The organism is Duganella sp. Root336D2 (assembly GCF_001425005.1).
Lineage (GTDB): Bacteria > Pseudomonadota > Gammaproteobacteria > Burkholderiales > Burkholderiaceae_D > Rugamonas.
Window position 1 is genome coordinate 16621 of sequence record NZ_LMDB01000037.1, and the last position, 21489, is coordinate 38109.

Genomic DNA, 21489 nt, shown 5'->3' on the forward strand with positions numbered 1-21489 from the left:
GGACAATAATAGGGCCGCTCCCCCGCAGCGTCAATCAGCGGCGTCGTCAAACAGGGACGGGGCCAATCCCTGCACGCCGGCTATCTCCATGGTGTGCAGGCCGCCGTCAAGCGCGCCCGCCGCCAGGTGTTCCAAGTGCGCTCCGCCGAAGGCTGGCCGCGACGGCTGCGATGCCGGCAACGGTAGTTCGCGCAGCAGTGTACCGTCAGCCGCAAATTGCGCCAGGCGGCCGCGCCTTCCTTCTTCGCGCAGCGCAATCCATACGTTGGCTGCGGCATCCAGCGTGAGTCCGCCGATGCGGGCGGCGCCCAGGCTGGCGAAGCGGTTGATTCTACCCACTTCGGCGCGAGCCGGGTCGTAAGTAGTTTCCAGTAGTTCGCGGCCGTCGCCGCCGGCGAAATACAGCGTGCCGCCGTCGGGGCTGAAACCAATGCCATGCGCGGCGGCGACGGTCGGAAGCGCGAGCCGGCGCAAGCCGAAACGTTGCGAGTATTGGTAAAAGCTGCCAATGGGCGGGGAATCGGGATTCAGGTTGCCGGTGCCAAGGACGAAATTGCCGTGGCGGTCGGCGCAGCCGTCGCTGATGCGCGTGCGCGCTTCGGCCGGATCGACGGCGGCGACGGCGAGCGGCAGGCGGCGTGCCAGTTTCAGGGCGCCGGGCGGGGTGCGCTCGGCCAGGTACAGCCATTTGTCGAGGCCCAGCAACAGCTTGCCGCTGCGGCAAAATGCGAATGCTGCAAGGTGTTCCGGCAGGCGGCTGTTTTCAGGAGGCCCCTTGCCGCGCCAGGCCTTCAAGGCCGGTGTGGCGGCATCGCTCCACCACCAGCAGCCGTCATGCCAGAGCAGGGCGCCGATGCTGGCGGAGCAAAGGGCTGCTTCAGGCTGGACTTGCTGTTCCATCCTGCCTCCAGGCGGAAACGAAGCTGCGTGCGCGTTCGGCTACGGCGGCGGCATCCAGGCCAGGCTGGTACAGTGCGGAACCGAGGCCAAAACCGGTGGCGCCGGCGGCACGCCAGGTGGCCATGCTGCCAGGGGTGACGCCGCCGACCGGCAGCAGCGGCAGGGCTGGCGGCAGCACGGCGCGCATGGCACGCATGACGTTTGGCGTCACCAGTTCGGCCGGGAACAGCTTGAGCGCGTCGGCGCCGGCATGGGCGGCGGCGAAGGCTTCGGTCGGCGTGGCAGCGCCTGGTACGCAGTACATGCCGGCGGCCTTGGCGGCGCGGATCACAGCAGTGTCCGAATGCGGCATCACAATCAGTGCACCGCCGGAGTCGCGCACCTGCTGCACTGCGGTAGCAGTCAGCACCGTGCCGGCGCCCAGTACGGCGTCGTCCGGCAGGCTGCGCGCCAGGCGCGCGATGGAATCCAGCGGCTGCGGGGAGTTCAGCGGAACTTCGATCAGGCGGAAGCCGGCTTCGTACAAGGCGGCGCCGATGGCTTCCACCTCATGTGGCTGGACGCCGCGCAGGATCGCTACCAGCGGCAGCGCCCTGAAGGCGGATTCGAAAGGCGATGATGTTGCGTTCATATCAATCCTTGAGCATGCCGGCCGCGCGTGCCAGGTGGTACAGGCCGGCGGGAGCGGTGTTATCGAGCAGCAGCGGTGGCGCCGCATGGAAGCGTTGCAGGGCGAGCGCGTAACGCTGGCACAGCACCTGGCTGCCGACCAGGGCCAGCGGCGCGTTTGCCAGGCCGGCAGCAGCGCGCCACGCCAGGCCGGCGCGCAGTTCGTGGCCGACCAGCAGGCCGGAAAGGTAGTCTGCCAGCTCGCCGGCTGGGGCGCGGCCGGTGACGCCAAGCGTGCGCACTGCGAATATCTGGTGGCTCATGCCGAGGTGGCCATAGTCGCGCGCGGCGTCGACGCCCGCCGCAAACGCATGTTCGGCGAATGCGCCGCTGTCGCCCATCAGGCGGCCCAGCACGGAATGGCTGCGCAGCACGGCGAACAGTTCGCCCGTCATATGGGTCGCGAAGCGCATCAAGCGACCGTCATTCACCTGCGCCCATTTGGAATGGGTGCCGGGCAGGACGATGCAGGAAGCGTCGCGCAGCGCGGGATACAGCTGCAGGGCGCCCACCACCTGGGTTTCTTCGCCGCGCATCACGTCCGGCGGCAGGGTGCCATCGTCGTACAGTATGCCCGGCACGATGGAGATTTCGGCGCCGGGGGGGGGCAGCATGCCGGCGGCGAGTGCGGCGGCGTTGGCAGGGCATGCGGCGTAAGGCACGTCGCGCCAGCCGTGCTGGCTGCCGACCATGCCGCAGGCCAGCATCGGCAGGCGCGGATGGGCGGCCAGCCAGTCGCCGGCGATGCCGTCCAGTGCCGCGGTGAAGGCGGGCACGCCGGACAGGGTGGACGCGCCATGGCCGTTGCTGCGTTCGGCCAGCACTTTGCCGCCGGGGCCGAGCAGGAAGGCGCGCAGGCTGGTGCTGCCCCAGTCTAGACCGAGCAGGCTGGCGGTGGCGGCGTGATTCACCATTCCGCTACGCTGCCGTCAGGATGGCGCCACAGCGGATTGCTCCAGTCGGGCGCATTGCGGCTGGCTTCAAGCACGCGCTGTTCGTCGACCACCACGCCCAGGCCAGGCTTCGGCAGCGGCTTGATAAAGCCGTTCTCGATCTTGAAGTCTTCCTTGTTGACCACGTAGTCGAGCAATTCGCCGCCCTTGTTGTAGTGGATGCCCATGCTTTGCTCCTGCAGCACGGCGTTGTACGAAACGAAGTCCACGTGCAGGCAGGCCGCCAATGCCACGGGGCCAAGCGGGCAGTGCGGGGCCAGGGCGATGTCGTAGGCTTCCGCCATGCCGGCGATCTTCAGGCATTCGGAGATGCCGCCGGCGTGCGACAGGTCGGGCTGCACGATCGAGATGCCGCCGGCCTGGAATACGTTCTTGAATTCGAAACGCGAGAACATGCGTTCACCCGCTGCCAGCGGGATCGAGGTGGACTCTGCCAGGCGCGGGTAATACTCGGCCTGCTCCGCCAGGACCGGTTCTTCGACGAACAGGGGGCGGTAAGGTTCCAGTTCGCGCAGCAGCGCTTTGGCCATCGGCGCGCTGACGCGGCCATGGAAGTCGATGCCGAATTCAATCTGGTTGCCGAAGGCTTCGCGGATTTCCGCGATGCGCGCCACGGCGGCATCCACGGCGGCGGAGCTTTCGATGATGCCAAATTCCTCGGTGCCGTTCATCTTGAAGGTGTCGAAGCCGGCTTCGCGCAGGGTCTTGATGCCGGCGATGACGTCGGCCGGCCGGTCGCCGCCTACCCAGCTATAGGTTTTCATGCGGTCGCGTACCAGGCCGCCAAGCAGCTCGTACACCGGCACGCCAAGCGCCTTGCCCTTGATGTCCCACAACGCCTGGTCGATACCTGCGATCGCGCTCATCAGGATGGCACCGCCGCGATAAAAACCGCCGCGGTACATCACTTGCCACAAGTCGTTGATGCGGCGCGGGTCCTGGCCAACCAGGTATTGCGAGAATTCGTGGACCGCCGTTTCCACGGTGCGCGCCTTGCCTTCGATGACCGGTTCGCCCCAGCCGACGATGCCTTCGTCGGTTTCAATCTTGAGCAGCATCCAGCGCGGTGGGATGCGGTATGTGGTCAGTTTTGTGATCTTCATTTTTGTTCGTTAGTGAAGTGGTAAGGCAAGTCTATCGTGGCGAGCTAGTTCAGAAATATGAGAAATTTATCGGTATGTATATCGATTGGGCATAGCGCCATATCATTCGCCCGGATCCACCAGTTGCGCGCCGACATAGGCATTGAAGCGGCGGATACGGCCCGTCACCTTGTCGTCTCCCTGGCGCGGCGTATAGCGGATGCCGGCCACTTCGACGGTCTTCTCCAGGTCGATCACCAGGCGGTGCGGGTGGGCCGGCGCCGGGGCTTTGCCTGCCAAAGCGGTGTGCCAGAAATCGCTGGCCTGGCCGTTGATGGCGTTCAGGGCCTGGCCGTCTTCGCGCCGGCCTTCCTCGCTGCTTACATAGGCGATAGTCCAGGAAGACTGGTTGATCGGCTGGCCTTTGGCGTCCAGCAGCGAGATCTCGGCCACCGCCGCATATTGCTTGCCGTCGAAGGCGTCCAGCGATTCGAGGCAGAACTGGCGCCCGCTGACCGGGGCGGTAAAACGCACGTCCTGGGTGGCGCTGCCGGGCTGGAACTGGCCGCTGTGGGCTGGCGCGACGCCTGCCAGCTTCGGCTTGGACTTGTTCGGTGGGCGGGGCAGGTCGCGTTCCGGCTGCAGGCGGTCGAGGATCGGCGTTTCCAGACCGCGCAGTTCGGCGCGCTGGGGGCCGGTCAGGTCGAGCACGACGACTTCATTGCGGCCGCGTTTCAGCCAGGGTCCGGGCAGGTACATGGTTTGTGTCGGCCCGATGCTCCAGTAGCGGCCCAGGCAGCGGCCGTTGATCCAGACCACGCCCTGACCCCAGGCCGACATGTCGAGGAAAGTGTCTGCGGGTTGTCTGGCGTCGAAACTGCCGCGCCAGAACGCGGGGCCGCGCGCGCGTTGCTGTTTCCATCGCAGCGGCGGCAGTACGCCGTCGGCATCGAAGTCGATGGCGCGGATCTCCCAGTTTTCGAGTGCCAGCGGGTTGCCGCCTTTGGGCTGGAATTGCACCGGCCCGTGCAGGCCTTTGCGGTCGTGCACTTCGGGGCCGAAATTGACGCGGGCAATCGTGTATAGCAGGATCTCCAGCGTGGCCGGCTTGTCGCGCGCCGGCAGTTCGATGCCGAAGCGGCGGTGGCGGGTGTCGAAAGTGCCAACCAGCCTGCCGTCAATGTGGACCCAGGCCAGGTCGCGCACTTTGGCGGCGGACAATTTGCCGGCAGGACCCGCAGGCAGCGTGACGCGGTAGGAAACCAGGCCGCGGCTGATGTCGTAGTGCTCGATCGGTTGCGGCGATACGTCGCGTATCGCTTCTTGCGGCAGGCTGGCGAAGACCGCGGCGGATTCCTTGAGCGTGAAGGCTGGTATCGCCATCACCGGCTGGCGCGCCGGTGGCGGCGGCAGGGTTTCGCCGGGCCGGAGGAATGGCTCAATGCCTTTGCGGTAGGCCAGGAATTTCTCGCCGACCCATCCGGCTTCGCCGATCGGGGCATCGTAGTCGTAGCTGCTGGTGTCCGGGCGGAACGGACGGTCGCAGCCGCCCCACAGGCCGAAGGTGGTGCCGCCGTGCGCCATGTACAGGCTGAAGGATCCGCCCATCCTGAGCATCTGCTGGATGTCGGCGACCGCCTTGGTGGCGGCGCCGCGGCGGTGCGGGTTGCCCCAGGTGTCGAACCAGCCGGAGTAGTATTCGCCGCACATCAGCGGACCTTGCTGCACCGCCTGCAGGGCCTTGAAGCCGGCGTCGGGGTCGGTGCCGAAGTTCGCCACCGAGAACAGCTCGGGGATGTGGGTGCGCGGGACGGCGTTGGTCGGATTGCACTGGAACAGGGGGACGTCGAATTGCGCGTCGAGCAGGGCCTGGCGCATGGTGCGCATGTATTCCAGGTCGTCGCTGAAGAAGCCGTATTCGTTTTCGACCTGCACCATCAGGATCGGGCCGCCGCGCGTTATCTGCTGCGCGGCCAGCACGCGGCCGACTTCCGCCAGCCAGCGCCGGGCTGGCTTCATGAAGGCTTCGTCGCGGGTGCGCAGGAAGGTGTCGCTGCTGCTCTTTTTCAGCAGCCACCATGGCAGGCCGCCCATTTCCCATTCGGCGCAGGCGTAAGGGCCGGGGCGCAGGATGACCCACAGTCCCTCCGCCTGGGCCAGGCGGCAGAATTCGGCGGCGTCGCGCTGGCCGCTCCAGTCGTAGCGGCCTTCGCGCCATTCGTGGTAGTTCCAGAACAGGTAGGCGCAGACGGTATTCAGGCCCATGGCCTTGATGGCTTTCAGGCGGTGCTGCCAGTATTCGCGCGGTACGCGGGCGAAGTGCATTTCACCGCAGCGTATCTGCAGCGCTTTTCCGTCGAGCAGGAAGTCGTCCTTGCCGATGCTGAAGCGCGCGTTGGCTGCGGCGTGCACGGTGGCGGACATCGGCAGCAGGGCCGCCCCGGCGGTGGCGGCGGCGGCACCGGCCAGCACTCGGCGGCGGTATGGGTTGGTCATTGCGCGGCTCCTTGCGGTGCGATGGTGAACTGGTAGGTGGTCGGCTCCAGCTTGATGCGGTATTGCGTGTGCGGCCGGCCGACCTGGCTCCAGCCGGTGTCGCCGCCGACGCCAGTCTGCACTGCGTCGACCATCAGCGAGCCGTCGCCGTGCGGGCGGATGTCGGAGCTGTGCCAGGTGCCGCGCGGGCGCGGATACAGGTCTTCGTAAGGGAAAGCCAGGGCGTTGACCGATAACGGCTGCGTGCCGCGCAGCTGCAGTCCGGTGCCGGCGCCTTTCAGCGTCAGCCAGCGCACGCCGGTCTTGTTGCCGCTTTCCTGCGGACGGATATAGTCGTGATACTGGTCGGCCAGTTTGCCGCTGTAGCGGCCGAGCGGGGCGCCGGTAATGCGGTCGCTGTAAGATTCCTGCGGTCCGCGGCCGTACCATTCAAGCGTATCCAGCGCTGGATTGCTGTCGAATCGCATGCCGATGCGGAGCGGATCCGGCAGGTCGCCGCGCAACGGGGCGAAGGTGGCGGTGACTTGCACTGCGCCTTTGCTGTCCATGCGGTAGGTGGCGTCCCAGCGCGCGGAGCCGGCGCCGAAGATGTATTCGACGTGCACCGCGTCCTGCAGGATATCGAAGGCGCGGACATTGCGCTGTTCGCTGAATTGCTTCCAGATCGCGTGCGTTTTGCCGAGGCCCGTGCCGAGGTCGTTTTCAGTCAGTGCGCGCCAGAAGTTGGGCATGCCGCCGGTCAGCAACTGCTTGCCGCCAGCTGAATAGGCCAGCCTGCCGCTCGCCGCGTCGACCGCCAGCACTGCATCGCCTGCACGCAGTTCGACGCCGCTTCCTGCGCGCACCGGTGACACCCAGCCGCCCGAGGCCGTCACGGCGGCAGCGGATGGCGCCTGGAGCACGAACTGGCTGAAGCCGAGCACCATACCGGCCGGGACGCCGCGAATGGCGCCGGGGCGGGCTTTGGCACGCAGCGTCAGCACATATTCGTAGCGCGGATCACGCTCGAGCTTCGGCAGGACCAGCGCCACGTCAGCCGAAGACTGCGCGGGCGCATTGACGCCGGCCAGCGAGCCGCCGGCAAGCTGTATTCCGTCGCGCGCAACCGACCAGTCGAAATCAAACCCGGACAGGTCGGCGAAATCATAGCGGTTTACCACCCGCAACCGCCCCGCAGCCGGATCGCCCTCGAACACCACGGGCGAATAAACCTTCTGCACCTCGTAATACTCCGGGTCGGGCGTGCGGTCGGCCTGGATCAGGCCATCGCCCACTTCCGACATATCCTTGCGCGGATTCGGGCCATAATCCTCTCCCTGCGCCCAATAGCTGCGCCCCTGCTTGTCCTTCAACAGCATGGCCTGGTCGACCCAGTCCCAGATAAACCCGCCCTGCAGCTTGCGGTGCGAGCGGATCACCCGCCAGTAGTCCTCCATATTGCCAACGCTGTTGCCCATGGCATGCACATACTCGCACTGGATCATCGGCTGCTTGTAGCGCGGATCCTGCGCGTAGTCGATCATCTTTTCGATCGGGTCATACATCGGCGCATAGATGTCGACATAATCGTTCGGCAGATGCTCTTCGCCGATGGTGCCGTGGCCGAGGTAGCTGAGCAGCCGGTCCGGATCCTGCTCGCGCACCCATTTGGCAGCGCGTTCGAAGTTGGGACCGGTGCCGGCCTCATTCCCCAGCGACCACAGGATCACGCTGGGGTGGTTGCGGTCGCGCTGCACCATGCGGCTGACGCGGTCCAGGTGCGCCGCCGCCCAATAGGGCTGGTAGCCGAGCTGTATCTTCTCGCGTTCGCCCGGGATGTGCCGCACGCGGTCGCCCATGCCCATGTACTCGTGGGATTCGATGTTCGCCTCGTCCATCACATACAGGCCGTATTCGTCCGCCAGGTCGTACCAGCGCGGATCGTTCGGATAGTGAGAGGTGCGGACGGCGTTGATATTGGCCTGCTTCATCAGCTCCATATCCTTGCGCATCGATTCTTCCGACATCACGTGGAAAGTGTGTGGATCGTGCTCGTGGCGGTTGACGCCCTTGATCATTATGCGCTTGCCGTTGACGCGTACTTCGCCGTCCTTCACCTCCACGGTGCGGAAGCCGACCACGCGCGAAGTAGAGGAGACCAGCGCACCTTTGGCATCATGGAATTCAAGCAGCAGGCGGTACAGGTTTGGCGTCTCTGCCGACCACTGGCGCACGCCCGGCACTGTGCCGTGCAGCGCTTCGGCCTTGCCGGCGGTGACTGCGGTTTCCAGCGACAGCACGGCCTTCCCGCCATCCAGCAGGGTGGCTGTCAGCTTGCCTTGGGCGGCCCCCGCAAACTCGGGCTGCAGCGTGAATTCGCCGTCGCGGTAAGAGGACTTGTCCAGGGTAGCGCGCACCGCGTAGTCGCGCAGGTGGGCTTTTTGCTCGGCATACAGGTAGACGCTGCGCTCGATGCCGGAGACGCGCCAGAAATCCTGGTCCTCGAGGTAGGAGCCGTCGGCGAAGCGATACAGTTCGATGGCGACCACGTTGCTGCCGGGGCGCAGGAAGCGCGTCAACTTGAATTCGGAAGGCAGCTTGGAGTCTTCCGAGTAGCCAACTTTCCGGCCATTGACCCAGATGTAGTAAGCCGCACCGGCCGCACCGATATGCAGGAAGACATCGCGACCATCCCAGTTAGCCGGCAGGTCGAAGTTGCGGCGGTACGAACCCACTTCGTTCATGCTGTGCAGGATGTAAGGCTGGTTGGGCGGGAAAGGGTAGTCGCTGTTGTTGAACAGCGGCTGGCCATAGCCCTGCGCCTGCATCATGCCCGGGACCTGGATGGTCTTCCAGCGGCTGACGTCGAAGCCGGGCTTGTAAAAGTCCACCGGCCGCGATTCCGGCGTGCGCGAGTAGGCGAACGACCAGGTGCCATCGAGCGAGAGGAAATACTGCGAAGCCGCCTTGTCGCCCTTCAGCGCAAGGTCGCGCCGCTCGAAGTTGAAAAAGGTGGTTTTCATCGGCTCGCGGTTCACTTGAACCACTTCCGGTTGCTCCCATTCGGCATGCTTGGTAGCGGGAGCTGCGCTGGCGGCCAGGGGGAAGGCTGCCGCCAGCGCGCTGGCCAGGGCCAGCAGGGCGGGGAATCGCGGTGTCGTCATCGGTGTCTCGTAGTTTTGTGTGTTGGACGGTATCCGGCAGCACAATCCTACGGTCGACAGCAATAGCTTACCAATGGCTTATTTCGCGGCTCCTATATCGGTTTGATATACCGCTTCCTTAAAGCCTGAAGGTCAGGCCGGCATACACCGAACGGCCCATCCCGCGCACGCCGGTCCCATAGGGAACGCCGTTCAGCGCCATGGTCATGCCCTGGCCGACATAAGCGCCGCCCAAAGGAAGCTCATAGCGCCGGTCGAACAGGTTTTCCACGCCGAAGTCCAGCTGCACTTTGTTCCAGCCATAGCTGGTGCGCAGGGCTGCCAGTGCGTAGCCGCCGGTTCGCAGCTCGTTGTGCAGGCTGGAGACGCGATCCTTCGACGTGACGGCCTGCAGCTCCAGCACATTGCTCCAGGCGCCGAGGCGATGGTTCAGCGCCAGGCGGGTGTTCAGCGGCATCATGTTGTACAGCCTGTCGCCGGTGCTGCGGTTCTCGCCGCGCACGTAGTTGACCAGCATGTCGCCCGACAAGGTGCCGTAGCCGCCCGATGCCAGTGCGGCATGCGCCGATACCTCGGTGCCGTACAGGCGTGCATCGACGTTGGCGAAGCGCAGGTTGACGAACAGGTTCGGCTTGCAGGTGGTGAGGCAGCGCGCGTCGATGTAGTCGTTGACCCTGGTGTAGAAAGGCGAAATGGCGAAGGACCATTTCTCCTGTGCAGGATCGTGCCATTCGATGCTGCCGGTGGCCATATGCGCCACTTCCGGCCGCAGCGATGGATCGCCGACATAGCCGTTGCCGTCGCCGGCGATATTCACCATGGCCATCGCCATGCCCCCGGTCGACCAGGTGTAGCGCTCATACAGGTTCGGTGAGCGGGTCTTGCGGGCGTAGCCGAACTTGACGGTCATGTCCTGCGAGGGCACGTAGCGCGCCTGGGCGGTCAGGTCCAGGTTATGGTCGTCGCGTTTGCGGTCGAGGGCGTTGAAGGCCGAAGCATCCTTGTTATAGCCGGAGTTATAGCCTTGCACCTTCCCGGTATCGCTGGTGACCAGTTCACCGCGCACGCCGAACTGGGTGAACCAGGCCGGATTCCAGCGGCGGTCCCATTCCGCGAAGGCGCCAAGGCGGTCGCGCTGGCCGTCGCGGATATTCCAGAAGGTGTCCGGCGCCATGCCGCCGCCGGAAGGATCCCACCAGTCGTCCAGCCGGTAGCGGCGATAGTCGGCGCCGACGCGCAGGGTATCGGGCTGCGACAGCGGGATGGTGGCCTTGACCGAGAGGCCGGTGTTCTTGCCTTCGGTATCCATCGGCATGCCGGGAATGTTCTTCTTGGCGCCGTACCAGAACTGCTTGTCGGGGCCGAAGTTCATCGCGTGGCGGGTGTGTTCGTGGTAGGCGCGGCCTTCCAGCGTGCCCCAGCCGAAGCGTTCGAGGTAGCGCAGGTTGGCCTGCTCGCTGTCGTTGCGGGTCAGGTCCATGCGCTGGTTGGGGAAGCCCTGGTAGGGCATGCGCTGCACGCCGAGCTTGAGTTCCAGCAGGCGCGCTTCGGAGCGCATGGCCAGGGTCAGCGAATGATTGCGGGAATCATAGGCGGAGGAACCGATTTCCTTGCCGCTGCCGTCTTCGTAATTGTGCGCCTTGATCGCGGCGCCGCGATAGCTGGCAGAGAACGTGTCGCTGGCCATGGTCGCGGCCAGGCTGGCGTCACGCACGTTGCCGTTGCCGCGGTAGACAAAGGTGGCCTGGCCTTCAAGCAGCTGCTTGCCGGCTTCTGCGAATTTCGGGTCGGCGGAGCGGACGCGAATGGTGCCGCCGACACTGTCGCCGCCGACGCTGACGGGCGTAATGCCAGGCAGCACCTGGATCGATTCAACTTGCGATGGCGCGATATACGACAGCGCGGGATTCATGTGGTTGGCGCAGGCCGATACCAGGTCCATGCCGTCGACCTGGATGCGCAGGCGGTCGTCCGCCAGGCCGCGGATCGAGGGCAGGCCGGATACGCCGCCGCCGCTGACCATGCTGACGCCGGCCACGGATTGCAGCAGGTTTGCGGTATCGCTGGGGAAGCCTTTCTTGCTGACGTCTACTTGCATGACGTCGGGGTTGGTACCGGTGATGATGACGCTGGGGAGGGTGGTTTGCGCGTAGCAGGGAAGGGCGGTAGCAACAGACATTGCAAGCAGGTGCTTGCGTAACTGCGGATTCATTTTTATTCTCCGGTGTGACGTATCGTGCGCCGCCGGGGGCGGCGGCGCAGCTGGAATAAGAGCAGGTGTCACACTGCGGATGGAGGTCCACGCGCCTGGTGCGGCAGATGGGATTCGCCATCGTACTGCGCCGCGATGATGGCGGTCCGAGGACCTGTGAGGTCGTGCGGTGCGGGAGCGGAGGGCCTGTTGTAGCCTGGTGCCGTGGCCGGTGCGCTGCATAGCGTGCACTGGGTGAAGCAGTCCGTCATCCCATGTTGGTCGTGGCCGTCGTGATGTTCCGCGCATGCTGCGTGATCCATCATCGGCATCGCTGCCTGCGCTGCGGCTGCGTAGCCTTGCAGTGCCACATACAGCAGCAACAGCAGGGTGACGAAGCGGCGAGTGGTGCAGTGCGAGAACATGTGCCCATCGTAGCGATTGGGCTGTTGTCAAACCATGAACTCGGTCAAGTTTTCGCGATTAACGCATCTTTTCAATCAGGGCGGGCGTGATGACGCCGGAGTGCGCGATGCGCTGCCCCTGTGCGTCGTACCAGTAGCTGCGCGGTTTTTCGCCGCGCCAGCGTGGATCGATGGCGTAGCGCAAGCGCTCCGGCGCCAATTCGCCGAAGCTCCAGGCATCGGCCAGCAGGTCAATGCCCGACAGGCGCTTCTTGACCATTTGCGACAGGGCCGCGTCGGACAGCGGGTCGGTGGTGATGGTGACGATGTCGAAGCCAGGGCTGGCGGCTCGCGCTTTCGACAGCACATCAAGGCTGTGCTGGCAGAATTCGCAATCCATGGACCAGACCAGGACCACGAAGGGCTTGCCTTTGTGGCTGGCGGCGATCTGCTCGACGCTTTGCGGGTCGAAGGATTTCAGGCCGGCAGCGTAGGCGGATGGCGAAGCCGCCAGCGCGGCCAGGGCCGCGATGGCTGTCGCCACGACTGCGGCGGCAAGTGGGTGGAGCATTTTCATGATCAGTCCTCGAGTTTGCGAACAACGATGCCTTCATCGGCGGTACGCCACAGCAGCCAAAGCTCGGCGCCGCGGCGCATGATGTGCGGATGGTCGGAGCCGCCCTGCGTGGTGGCGACGGTATGCTTGCTCCAGTTTGCGCCGCCGTCGGGCGACACCTGGGTGTGGATGGCGGTGGCCTTGCCATCGAATTCCTTCCAGGCGACGGCGACGCGCTGGCCGGCCGCAGCTACTTCTGCATGCTCCGCCTGCGGGCCGCCAAGGCGCATCAACTGCCCGTTCCCCGAATAGAACACGCCGCCTTCTTCGCCGGCGGCGCTGAACCAGGCCTGGTGGCGCTGGCCCTTGCCGTCGAAGGCCAGCGAGGGGCCGTGGTGCGGGCAGGCGTCGATCTTCCAGCCGTCCTCCGTTGCGCGCGCTGGCGCGGCGGGCAGTCCATTGGCCGGCAGCCAGGCCACCGCATGGTCGCGGATGTTCGGTTCGAAGATGTGGCGCCACATGGCCGCGACCCGTCCATCGGGCGCCAGTGCGGTGGCGATGCGGCAGCATTCGCAGCTGTGGTCGGCCAATTTGGCGTCGTCACCGAAACTGGCGCCGCCGTCGCTGGAGACGGCGTAATAGACCGCGATGCCGCGATAGGGGCGCTGCGCCGCCTGGGCGGCATCCTTGTCGCGCTGGTCCAGCCAGGCCAGGAAGATGCGGCCTTGCGGGTCGACCTGGATCTCGTCGAAGCGGTGGCCGCTCGGGGCACGGTCGCGCTGCACGGTGTACGGGGCCGAAAAGGTCTGCCCGCCGTCCAGCGACCGGATGAAGCGGATATTGCCACTGTGGTGTTTGCCCAACGCCTGGGTGTAGCTCAGATAGAGCTGGCCTTGCGGGCCGATGGCGATTTTGGGGCGGGTTTCGCCGCTCGCTTCCACCGTTTCCGGCTTGGGCAGCACCTGGCGCGCAGGCGTCCAGCTGCGGCCTTCGTCGGCGCTCGATTGCAGCACGATGCCGTTGTCGCCGGTGTGGGCAACCCACAAGCGGCCCTGCTGGTCAAAGGCGCCCGAGGTACCAAGGGCGGAAGCGGCAAGGGCCGCCAGGAGTGTCAGGTTCATGTCGCGAGGTGGCTGGATGGGTATTGCCAGTCATAATCCTGCATGTCCCATACCTCTTTCCATGACCCAGATCAACCGGAACGTGATATCGATTTTGATATCGAACTTTGAAAAAAATTGATTAGTTTGTTCTCGGTGATTTACCTAAGATAAGTTTCAAGACCAAGTAGCTTACAAAAACTATAGTCAGGAGACTTATGAAGCGCCACGCATACGAGCCTGGGCAGGCTGCGCCTCGCCGCCCGGTTGCACTCAAGGTATCTGTCGCCGCACTGGCCGGCATCGGCTTATTCAGCGCCATTCCCTCCACCGCGCAGCAGGCGCCCGAAAGCGAGGTCGCAGTAGTGCAGGTGAGCGGCGTGCGTGCCGCGGCCCAAAGCTCGCTCGCTATCAAGCAGAAGGCTGACAATGTTGTCGATTCCATCGTCGCCGACGATATCGGCAAATTCCCTGATACCAACGTGGCGCAAACCCTGGCGCGCATCCCCGGCATCCAGGTCCGCCGCGACGCCGGCGAGGCGAATTCGGTCCTGATCCGCGGCCTGCCCGGCATTGCTACCATGCTCAATGGCCGCGAAATGTTCACCACGACCGGCCGTTATATCCAGTTGGCCGATATCCCGTCCACCATGCTGCAGCGCGTGGATGTGTATAAATCCCAAAGCCCGGAACTGGTCGAAGGCGGCATCGCCGGCGCGATCGATGTGCGCACCAACCGCCCCTTCGATTTCAAAGGCTTTACGCTGAGCGCCAACGGTGGCGTGAAGAACCAGGACAAGGCGCACAAGACCGACCCTGAAGCCAATGGCCTGGTTTCGAACCGCTGGAAAACCGGGTACGGCGAAATCGGCGCCCTGTTCGGCGTGTCCTATGTCCGTAACAACTTCCACGAAGAGCGCAGTTTCAATACCTTCCCGATCTCCAAGGACTGGCTGCTGCCAAACCTGACCGCACCCGACCTGGTCGGCATGCAGGGCATTTACGGCGAGCGCAAACGCACTGCCGAGAACTTCGCCCTCCAATGGCGCCCGAACAAGGACACCGAGATTTACGCCGAAGGCTTCTATTCGCGCTACAGGAACCAGGACGAAACCGACTTCTTCGTCGGCTTGCCGTGGTGGGCGGACGGTTCCGGCATCGGCGGCACCAAGATTCCCGGCACCGACCAACTGGACGAACTGACGTCGCACAACGCCAACACCATCCTGTCGACCCAGGTGCGCGCTTCCCGCAACACCACCTGGCAGAGCGCGATCGGCGCCAAATGGCATGCCGCACCCGGCCTGCGCCTGAGCACCGAGCTGGCGCGCACCAAGTCGAAATACGACTGGCGCAACCCGATCCTCGATACGATGGTCACCGTGCCGGATGTCTTCCTGAAGACCAATGTCAACGGCGGCGCTTTCATGCGCTACGGCGGCATGGACATGACCGATCCGAAGAACGTCTACCTGTTCCAGTACTTCGACCGCTACGGCAACGACAAGGGTGCGTCCACCGACTGGCGTGCCGACGCAAGCTACACGCCGGACGGCAACGGCATCTTCCAGGAATTCAGTGCCGGCGTACGCTTCAACAAGCGCGATGCGGAATCGATCAAGTCGGTCGAGGGCAGCGCCGGCGCGCCGGATGCGTTCAATCCGGCCACCCGCGTCTCCGCGGCAAGCCAGCCGGGCATGAGCTGCACCAACCGCGAGCTGTCGCAAAACTATGGCACTGCCTACTGGTACACGCCTTGCGCCGGCTTCCTGTTGAATAACACGGGCGATGTGCGCAAGGCCGTCACCGGTTCCAGCACCGCCAAGGCGCTCGACCAGGGCTCCTTCTTCTCTGTCAATGAGAAAAACATCGCCTTCTACGGCAAGGCGCGCCTGGGCTTCGACATCGGCGGCCTGCCTGTCGACGGCGTTGTAGGTGTGCGCGTGTCCAAAACCGACTCTGACCTGCTGGGCTACAGCATGGTCAACGGCGTGCCGGTCGCCACACCGAAAGACAGTTCCGGAACCGATACGCTGCCTAGCGCCTCGTTCAAGGCGACGCTGCGCAAGGACCTGATTGCACGCCTGGCATACGCCAAGACGCTGAGCCGCCCTGAGTTTTCCCAGCTCAATCCGGGAACCGCGTATGTGAACTCGAACGGCACTACGGTGCAGGCCTCCGCCTCAGGTGGCAACCCGGACCTGAAACCGGTGACCGGCCAGAACCTCGATGCAGCGCTGGAATGGTATTTCGCGCCGGCCGCCATGGTGAGCGGCACAGTGTTCCGCCACAATTTCGACGGCTACATCGTCAGCCGCGCCGTGCCTGAGGTCTACCAGGGTATCAACTACCTGACCGGCCGCCCATTCAATACCGATAGCGGCCACCTGCAAGGCGCCGAGCTGGCATACCAGCAGTTCTATGACAAGCTGCCGGGCTGGCTCAGTGGTTTCGGCACGCAGTTGAACTACACCTATATGGAAGGCGAAGTGACGGCGGCTGCGGTCGGACCGGGCAAACTGCCTTTCCCTGGCATGTCGAAAAACTCGTATAACATTGTGCTGTTGTATGAGAAGTACGGCATTTCGGGCCGCCTGGCGTATAACTGGCGTTCGAAATTTACGCAGGTTTATGGCGATACTTCGGCAATGCGCGGTACTGCCCCCCAGCGCAACCTGGTCGCCGCCGCTACCAGCAGCCTGGATGGTTCGCTCAGCTACAAGTTCAGCCCGAACCTGTCGCTGACGCTTAGCGGAACCAACCTGCTGAACTTCAAATACAAGGACTACTGGACCGACGCCAGCGTGTATCCACGCGATATCCGCCGCTACGACCGTACCGTAGGCCTGATGCTGAACTGGAAGAACTGATTTACCATGCAAAAGCAAAAGATGTCGGTGCTCGAAAAGGCGGGCTTTGGGGCGGGGGATGCGGCGCTCAATGTCGTGATTTCCTCGATGATGCTGATCATTACCTACTTCTACACCGACATCTATGGCTTGCGCACGCAAGACCTGGCGCTGTTGTTCGTGCTGGTCAAGGTAGTGGGAGCGGTGGCTGACCTCACCATGGGCCAGATCACCGACCGCTTCACCAGCCGTTTCGGGCGCTACCGTCCCTACCTGCTGTGGCTCGCGGTCCCTTATGGCGTAAGTATCCTTTTCGTGTTCTCCACGCCGGACTGGGGCTATGACGCCAAGCTGGTATGGGCATATTCCACCTACATCATCATGACGGTGATGACAGCGGGTGTCGGCATTCCCTATATTTCCCTGCCAAGCGCACTGACCAGCGATCCGAAGGAAAGCCTGTCGGCCAATGGCTACCGGCTGTTCTTCGCCAAGATCGGCGCCTTCCTGGTCACCATCGTGGTGCCCCTGCTGTCCGAACGCTGGGGCGAGGGCAGCGCTGCGCACGGCTACCAGATGGCGATGGCGGTGATGGCGGTGCTGGGCGTGGCGCTGTTCCTGTTCTGCTTCTTCACCACCACCGAGCGCGTACACCATGTGGTGGTACGCCAGTCCCTCGGCGAGCAGTTGAATGTACTGATGAAAAATGACCAGTGGCTGATCCTGTGCGGCGTTTGCGTGACCGGCACCATCGGCTACGTGGTGCGAGGTTCGGTGGCGATCTATTACGCCAAGTATTACCTGGGCCTGAATACGGCGCAGGTCTCCGCCTTCCTCTCCACCGGCGTGGTGGCGGCCATCCTGTCGATGATCGCTTCAACCTGGATCACCAAGGTCTATTGCAAGGTCAAACTGTTCCGCTGGACCCAGCTGGTCGTGGCGGCCATCAGCGTGGCGATCTACCTGCTGGTCAAGCCGGGCGATGTGATGCTGGCCTTCGTGCTGTTCTTCGCGCTGTCCTTCATCGTCGACTTGCATGCGCCGGTGTTCTGGTCCGCCATCGGCGAAACCATCGATTACGGCCAGGTCAAGACCGGCAAACGCGTGTCCGGCTTTGCCTTCGGCGGCATCTCGGTGTGCCAGAAGGCGGGCATGGCGATCGCCGGCGGCCTGGTGGGCATCCTGCTGACCTATTTCAACTATGTGCCCAACCAGGCGCAATCCGAATTCGCACTGAACGGCATCGCCCTGATGCTGTCGGTGATTCCAGGCTTCTTCCACTTGCTCATGGGGCTGTTGATGTTCGCCTACCGCATCAGCGACGAATACTACGGCACCGTGAAAGAGAGCATGAAGTCCCATGGCTACGTAAGCGCTTGAATATGCAAAAACTGACTCCCCTGATCGAGCAGCGCGCCGATCCTTACATCGTTCGCCACGGCGACGGCTATTACTACTTTACGGCCTCGGTGCCGCAATACGACCGCATCGAATTGCGCCGCGCTACCAGCATCGAGGGCTTGCGCGATGCGCCGGCCGTGGACGTTTGGCACAAGCCGGACACCGGCGCCTATAGTGAATTGATCTGGGCGCCGGAACTGCACTACAACCAGGGTGCCTGGTACGTCTATTTCGCCGCTGCGCCCAGCCGCGAGATCAAGTACCAGCTGTTCCAGCACCGCATGTACGCGATCCGCAACAAGAATGCCAATCCGCTGGAAGGCGAATGGGAGTTCATGGGCCAGGTCGATTCCGGGATCGACACCTTCTGCCTGGATGCGACCACCTTCACCCACAAGGGCAAGCTGTACTATCTGTGGGCGCAGAAGGACTATGACATCGAGGGCAATTCCAACCTCTACATCGCCCAGATGGAGACGCCGTGGCAGATCAAGGGCAAGCCCGTGATGCTGACCAGGCCGGAATTCGACTGGGAGATCCGCGGCTTCCGGGTCAACGAAGGCCCCTCTGTCCTGCAGCGCAACGGCAAAGTGTTCATCAGCTATTCCGCCAGCGCTACCGACGAGAACTACGCCATGGGCCTGCTGTGGGCCGGCGCCGATGCGGACCTGCTGGACCCTGAGGCGTGGACCAAGTCGCAGGAGCCGGTACTGCAAACCTGCTTCGAGCACGGCATCTACGGCCCTGGCCATAACAGCTTCACCGTGGACGCGGACGGAAATGTGCTGCTGGTGTACCATGCCCGCACGTACACGGAAATCGTCGGCGATCCGCTGTGGAACCCGGACCGCCATACTTTCGTCAAGCCGCTGCGCTGGGATGCGCAGGGCATGCCCGTCTTCGGACGACCATCTGTTATCGAGTAATCACACATGATCCAGAGCGCGCCATTCGGCCACGCACCGGACGGCTCGCCGCTGTCCCTGTTCACCCTGACCAATGCCCAAGGCATGGAGGTCAGGATCACCAATTACGGCGGTATCGTCACCCATATCTTTGCGCCGGACCGCGACGGGCAATTGGCCAACATCACGCTGGGTTTCGGGACGGCGGCCGAGTATTTCGGCCGTTCACCTTATTTCGGCGCCTTGATCGGGCGTTGCGGCAATCGCATTGCGCAGGGCCGCTTTACATTGGACGGCGTCGAGCACCAGCTATCCGTCAATGACGGCAACAATCACCTGCATGGCGGCGCGCAGGGCTTCGACAAGGTTGTCTGGGACGCTGCCGTGGAAGGCGACGCCCTGGTGCTGCGCTACCGCAGCGTCGATGGGGAGCAGGGCTATCCCGGCAACCTGGACGTGCAGGCGACTTACACGCTGGACGACGATGGCGCGCTGACGGTTGACCTGCGCGCCAGCACCGACCGCGCCACGCCGGTCAACCTGACGCACCACGCCTATTTCAACCTGGCCGGCAGCGGCACCATCAACGACCACGAGATGTGGATCGATGCACCGCATTACACGCCGGTCGACCAAGGCTTGATACCAACCGGCGAACTGGCTCCGGTAGCCGGAACGCCGTTCGATTTCAGCGCGCCGCGCGCGATTGGCGATGCGGTGTATGACCATAACTTCGCGTTGGCGCCGGCGCCGGGAATGCGCTGCGCGGTACGGGTGCGCGAGCCGGGCTCCGGGCGCCAGTTGGAAGTACTCACTCACCAGCCGGGCATCCAGTTCTACAGCGGGAATTTCCTCGACGGCGCGCTGGGCTTCCCCTACCGCGGCGGCTTTTGCCTGGAGCCGCAGCACTTCCCTGACGCGCCCAATAAACCCCGGTTCCCGAGCGTGATCCTGCGCCCTGGAGAGGTGTACCGCAACACGCTGGCTTTCCGTTTTTCGCGATACTGATTTCGATATTGGTATCGACAAATAAGTCATTAGAAATATATTGCTCTGAGCCGTAACATTTCCTCCATCGATAAGCGGAGGAATCCATGTCAGAGACAAAGAAAACGATAAAACTGCGCTCGGCCGAATGGTTCGGGACGCAGGACAAAAACGGCTTCATGTACCGAAGCTGGATGAAGAACCAGGGCATCCCTGACCACGAATTCCGCGGCAAGCCAATCATCGGCATCTGCAATACCTGGTCCGAGCTGACCCCGTGCAATGCCCACTTCCGCCAGCTCGCGGAGCACGTCAAGAAGGGCATCCTGGAGGCGGGCGGCTACCCGGTTGAATTCCCGGTGTTCTCCAACGGCGAATCCAACCTGCGCCCAACGGCCATGCTGACCCGTAACCTGGCCAGCATGGACGTGGAAGAATCCATCCGCGGCAATCCGATGGATGCCGTGGTCCTGCTGGTGGGCTGCGACAAGACCACCCCGGCGCTGTTGATGGGCGCCGCTTCCGTCGACCTGCCGACCATCGTCGTGACCGGCGGCCCTATGCTGAACGGTAAATTGAACGGCAAGGACATCGGCTCCGGCACCGCCGTGTGGCAGCTGCACGAGCAGGTCAAGGCCGGCGAAATCACCATGCACCAGTTCATGTCGGCGGAAGCGGGCATGTCGCGTTCCGCCGGCACCTGCAACACCATGGGCACCGCCTCCACCATGGCCTGCATGGCCGAATCGCTGGGCACTTCGCTGCCGCACAATGCCGCGATCCCTGCGGTCGATGCGCGCCGTTACGTGCTGGCGCATATGTCCGGCATCCGTATCGTCGAAATGGTGTGGGAAGACCTGCGCCTGTCCAAGATCCTCAAACGCGAAAACTTCGAGAACGCGATCCGCGTCAACGCCGCCATCGGCGGGTCGACCAACGCCGTGATCCACCTGAAAGCGATTGCCGGCCGTATCGGCGTGCCGCTGGAACTGGAAGACTGGACCAAGGTTGGCAAAGGCATGCCGACCATCGTCGACCTGATGCCGTCCGGCCGCTACCTGATGGAAGAGTTCTACTACGCCGGCGGCCTGCCGGGCGTGATTCGCCGCATGGGCGAAGCTGAGCTGCTGCCGCATCCGCAAGCGCTGACCGTCAACGGCAGGACCATCGGCGAGAACTGTGCCGAAGCGCCGATCTATAACGACGAAGTGATCCGCCAGATCGACAACCCGCTGATTGCCGACGGCGGCATCTGCATCCTGCGCGGCAACCTGGCGCCGCGCGGCGCGGTGCTGAAACCTTCCGCCGCTTCGCCGCACCTGATGCAGCACCGTGGCAAGGCCGTCGTGTTCGAGAATTTCGACCACTACAAGGAACGCATCATCGATCCGGACCTGGAGGTTGACGAGAACTCGATCCTGGTGATGAAGAACTGCGGCCCGAAAGGTTATCCGGGCATGGCGGAAGTGGGCAATATGGGCCTGCCGCCCAAGCTGCTGGCCAAGGGCATCAAGGACATGGTGCGCATTTCCGATGCGCGCATGAGCGGTACGGCTTACGGCACCGTGGTGCTGCACGTCGCTCCGGAGGCGATGGCCGGCGGCCCCCTCGGCGCCGTCAAGGATGGCGACTGGATCGAACTCGATTGCGCCAACAACAAGCTGCAGCTTGAAATCAGCGACGAGGAAATGACGGCGCGCCTGGCCGAGCGCGCTGCGCAGCAGGAGCCGCCCAAGTCCGGCTACCAGCAACTGTATATCGACCACGTGTTGCAGGCCGACGAAGGCTGCGACTTCGACTTCCTGGTTGGCTGCCGCGGTTCCGCCGTGCCGCGCCATTCGCACTAAGGAGAC

15 protein-coding genes are annotated in these 21489 nt (G+C 63.8%); 5 read left to right on the forward strand and 10 right to left on the reverse strand.

What is annotated here, in order from left to right; translation table 11 throughout:
* Positions 1-30: 30 nt before the first annotated feature.
* The 10 genes from ASD07_RS24480 to ASD07_RS24525 form a co-directional block, all read right to left on the reverse strand.
* Entirely contained in the window at positions 31-900 is an 870-nt protein-coding gene (locus ASD07_RS24480; RefSeq protein WP_055936507.1) for an SMP-30/gluconolactonase/LRE family protein, read from the reverse strand.
* The gene (locus ASD07_RS24485) at positions 878-1531 is read right to left on the reverse strand and encodes a 2-dehydro-3-deoxy-6-phosphogalactonate aldolase (protein WP_055936509.1); all 654 of its coding nucleotides are present in this window, start codon (positions 1529-1531) and stop codon (positions 878-880) included. Before ASD07_RS24485 ends, ASD07_RS24480 begins: the two co-directional genes overlap by 23 nt.
* Position 1532: 1 nt before the next feature.
* Positions 1533-2483, reverse strand: a complete 951-nt coding sequence (locus ASD07_RS24490; RefSeq protein ID WP_055936512.1) for a 2-dehydro-3-deoxygalactonokinase — start codon at positions 2481-2483, stop codon at positions 1533-1535.
* Positions 2477-3625 carry a galactonate dehydratase gene (gene dgoD, locus ASD07_RS24495; protein WP_055936515.1) on the reverse strand — a complete coding sequence of 383 codons (1149 nt, stop codon included), beginning with the start codon at positions 3623-3625 and terminating at the stop codon, positions 2477-2479. The genes ASD07_RS24490 and dgoD overlap by 7 nt, the downstream gene beginning before the upstream one ends.
* A 102-nt stretch (positions 3626-3727) precedes the next feature.
* On the reverse strand, positions 3728-6100 hold the full coding sequence (locus ASD07_RS24500; protein WP_055936518.1) for a beta-galactosidase: 2373 nt from the start codon (positions 6098-6100) through the stop codon (positions 3728-3730).
* Positions 6097-9243 carry a glycoside hydrolase family 2 TIM barrel-domain containing protein gene (locus tag ASD07_RS24505; RefSeq protein ID WP_055936521.1) on the reverse strand — a complete coding sequence of 1049 codons (3147 nt, stop codon included), beginning with the start codon at positions 9241-9243 and terminating at the stop codon, positions 6097-6099. Before ASD07_RS24505 ends, ASD07_RS24500 begins: the two co-directional genes overlap by 4 nt.
* A gap of 118 nt (positions 9244-9361) precedes the next feature.
* Entirely contained in the window at positions 9362-11455 is a 2094-nt protein-coding gene (locus ASD07_RS24510; protein WP_082507552.1) for a TonB-dependent siderophore receptor, read from the reverse strand.
* Positions 11456-11523: 68 nt separating this feature from the next.
* Complete coding sequence (locus tag ASD07_RS24515; protein ID WP_055936524.1) at positions 11524-11859, reverse strand: hypothetical protein; 336 nt, start codon at positions 11857-11859, stop codon at positions 11524-11526.
* A gap of 58 nt (positions 11860-11917) precedes the next feature.
* Positions 11918-12415 (reverse strand): hypothetical protein, encoded by a 498-nt coding sequence (locus ASD07_RS24520; protein ID WP_055936527.1) that lies wholly within the window; start codon positions 12413-12415, stop codon positions 11918-11920.
* Positions 12416-12417: 2 nt separating this feature from the next.
* Complete coding sequence (locus ASD07_RS24525; RefSeq protein ID WP_055936530.1) at positions 12418-13515, reverse strand: sialidase family protein; 1098 nt, start codon at positions 13513-13515, stop codon at positions 12418-12420.
* 197 nt (positions 13516-13712) lie between these two features.
* Here ASD07_RS24525 and ASD07_RS24530 point away from each other — a divergent pair, with 197 nt between their 5' ends.
* The 5 genes from ASD07_RS24530 (at position 13713) to ASD07_RS24550 (ending at position 21483) form a co-directional block, all read left to right on the forward strand.
* Positions 13713-16364 (forward strand): TonB-dependent receptor, encoded by a 2652-nt coding sequence (locus ASD07_RS24530; protein WP_055936532.1) that lies wholly within the window; start codon positions 13713-13715, stop codon positions 16362-16364.
* Positions 16365-16370: 6 nt separating this feature from the next.
* Positions 16371-17723: an MFS transporter gene (locus tag ASD07_RS24535; RefSeq protein WP_055936535.1), complete on the forward strand. Its 1353-nt coding sequence runs from the start codon at positions 16371-16373 to the stop codon at positions 17721-17723.
* 2 nt (positions 17724-17725) lie between these two features.
* On the forward strand, positions 17726-18670 hold the full coding sequence (locus tag ASD07_RS24540; RefSeq protein WP_055936538.1) for a family 43 glycosylhydrolase: 945 nt from the start codon (positions 17726-17728) through the stop codon (positions 18668-18670).
* Between the two features lie 6 nt (positions 18671-18676).
* Positions 18677-19657, forward strand: a complete 981-nt coding sequence (locus tag ASD07_RS24545) for an aldose epimerase family protein (protein WP_055936541.1) — start codon at positions 18677-18679, stop codon at positions 19655-19657.
* 86 nt (positions 19658-19743) lie between these two features.
* On the forward strand, positions 19744-21483 hold the full coding sequence (locus tag ASD07_RS24550; RefSeq protein ID WP_055936544.1) for an IlvD/Edd family dehydratase: 1740 nt from the start codon (positions 19744-19746) through the stop codon (positions 21481-21483).
* Positions 21484-21489 lie beyond the last annotated feature (6 nt).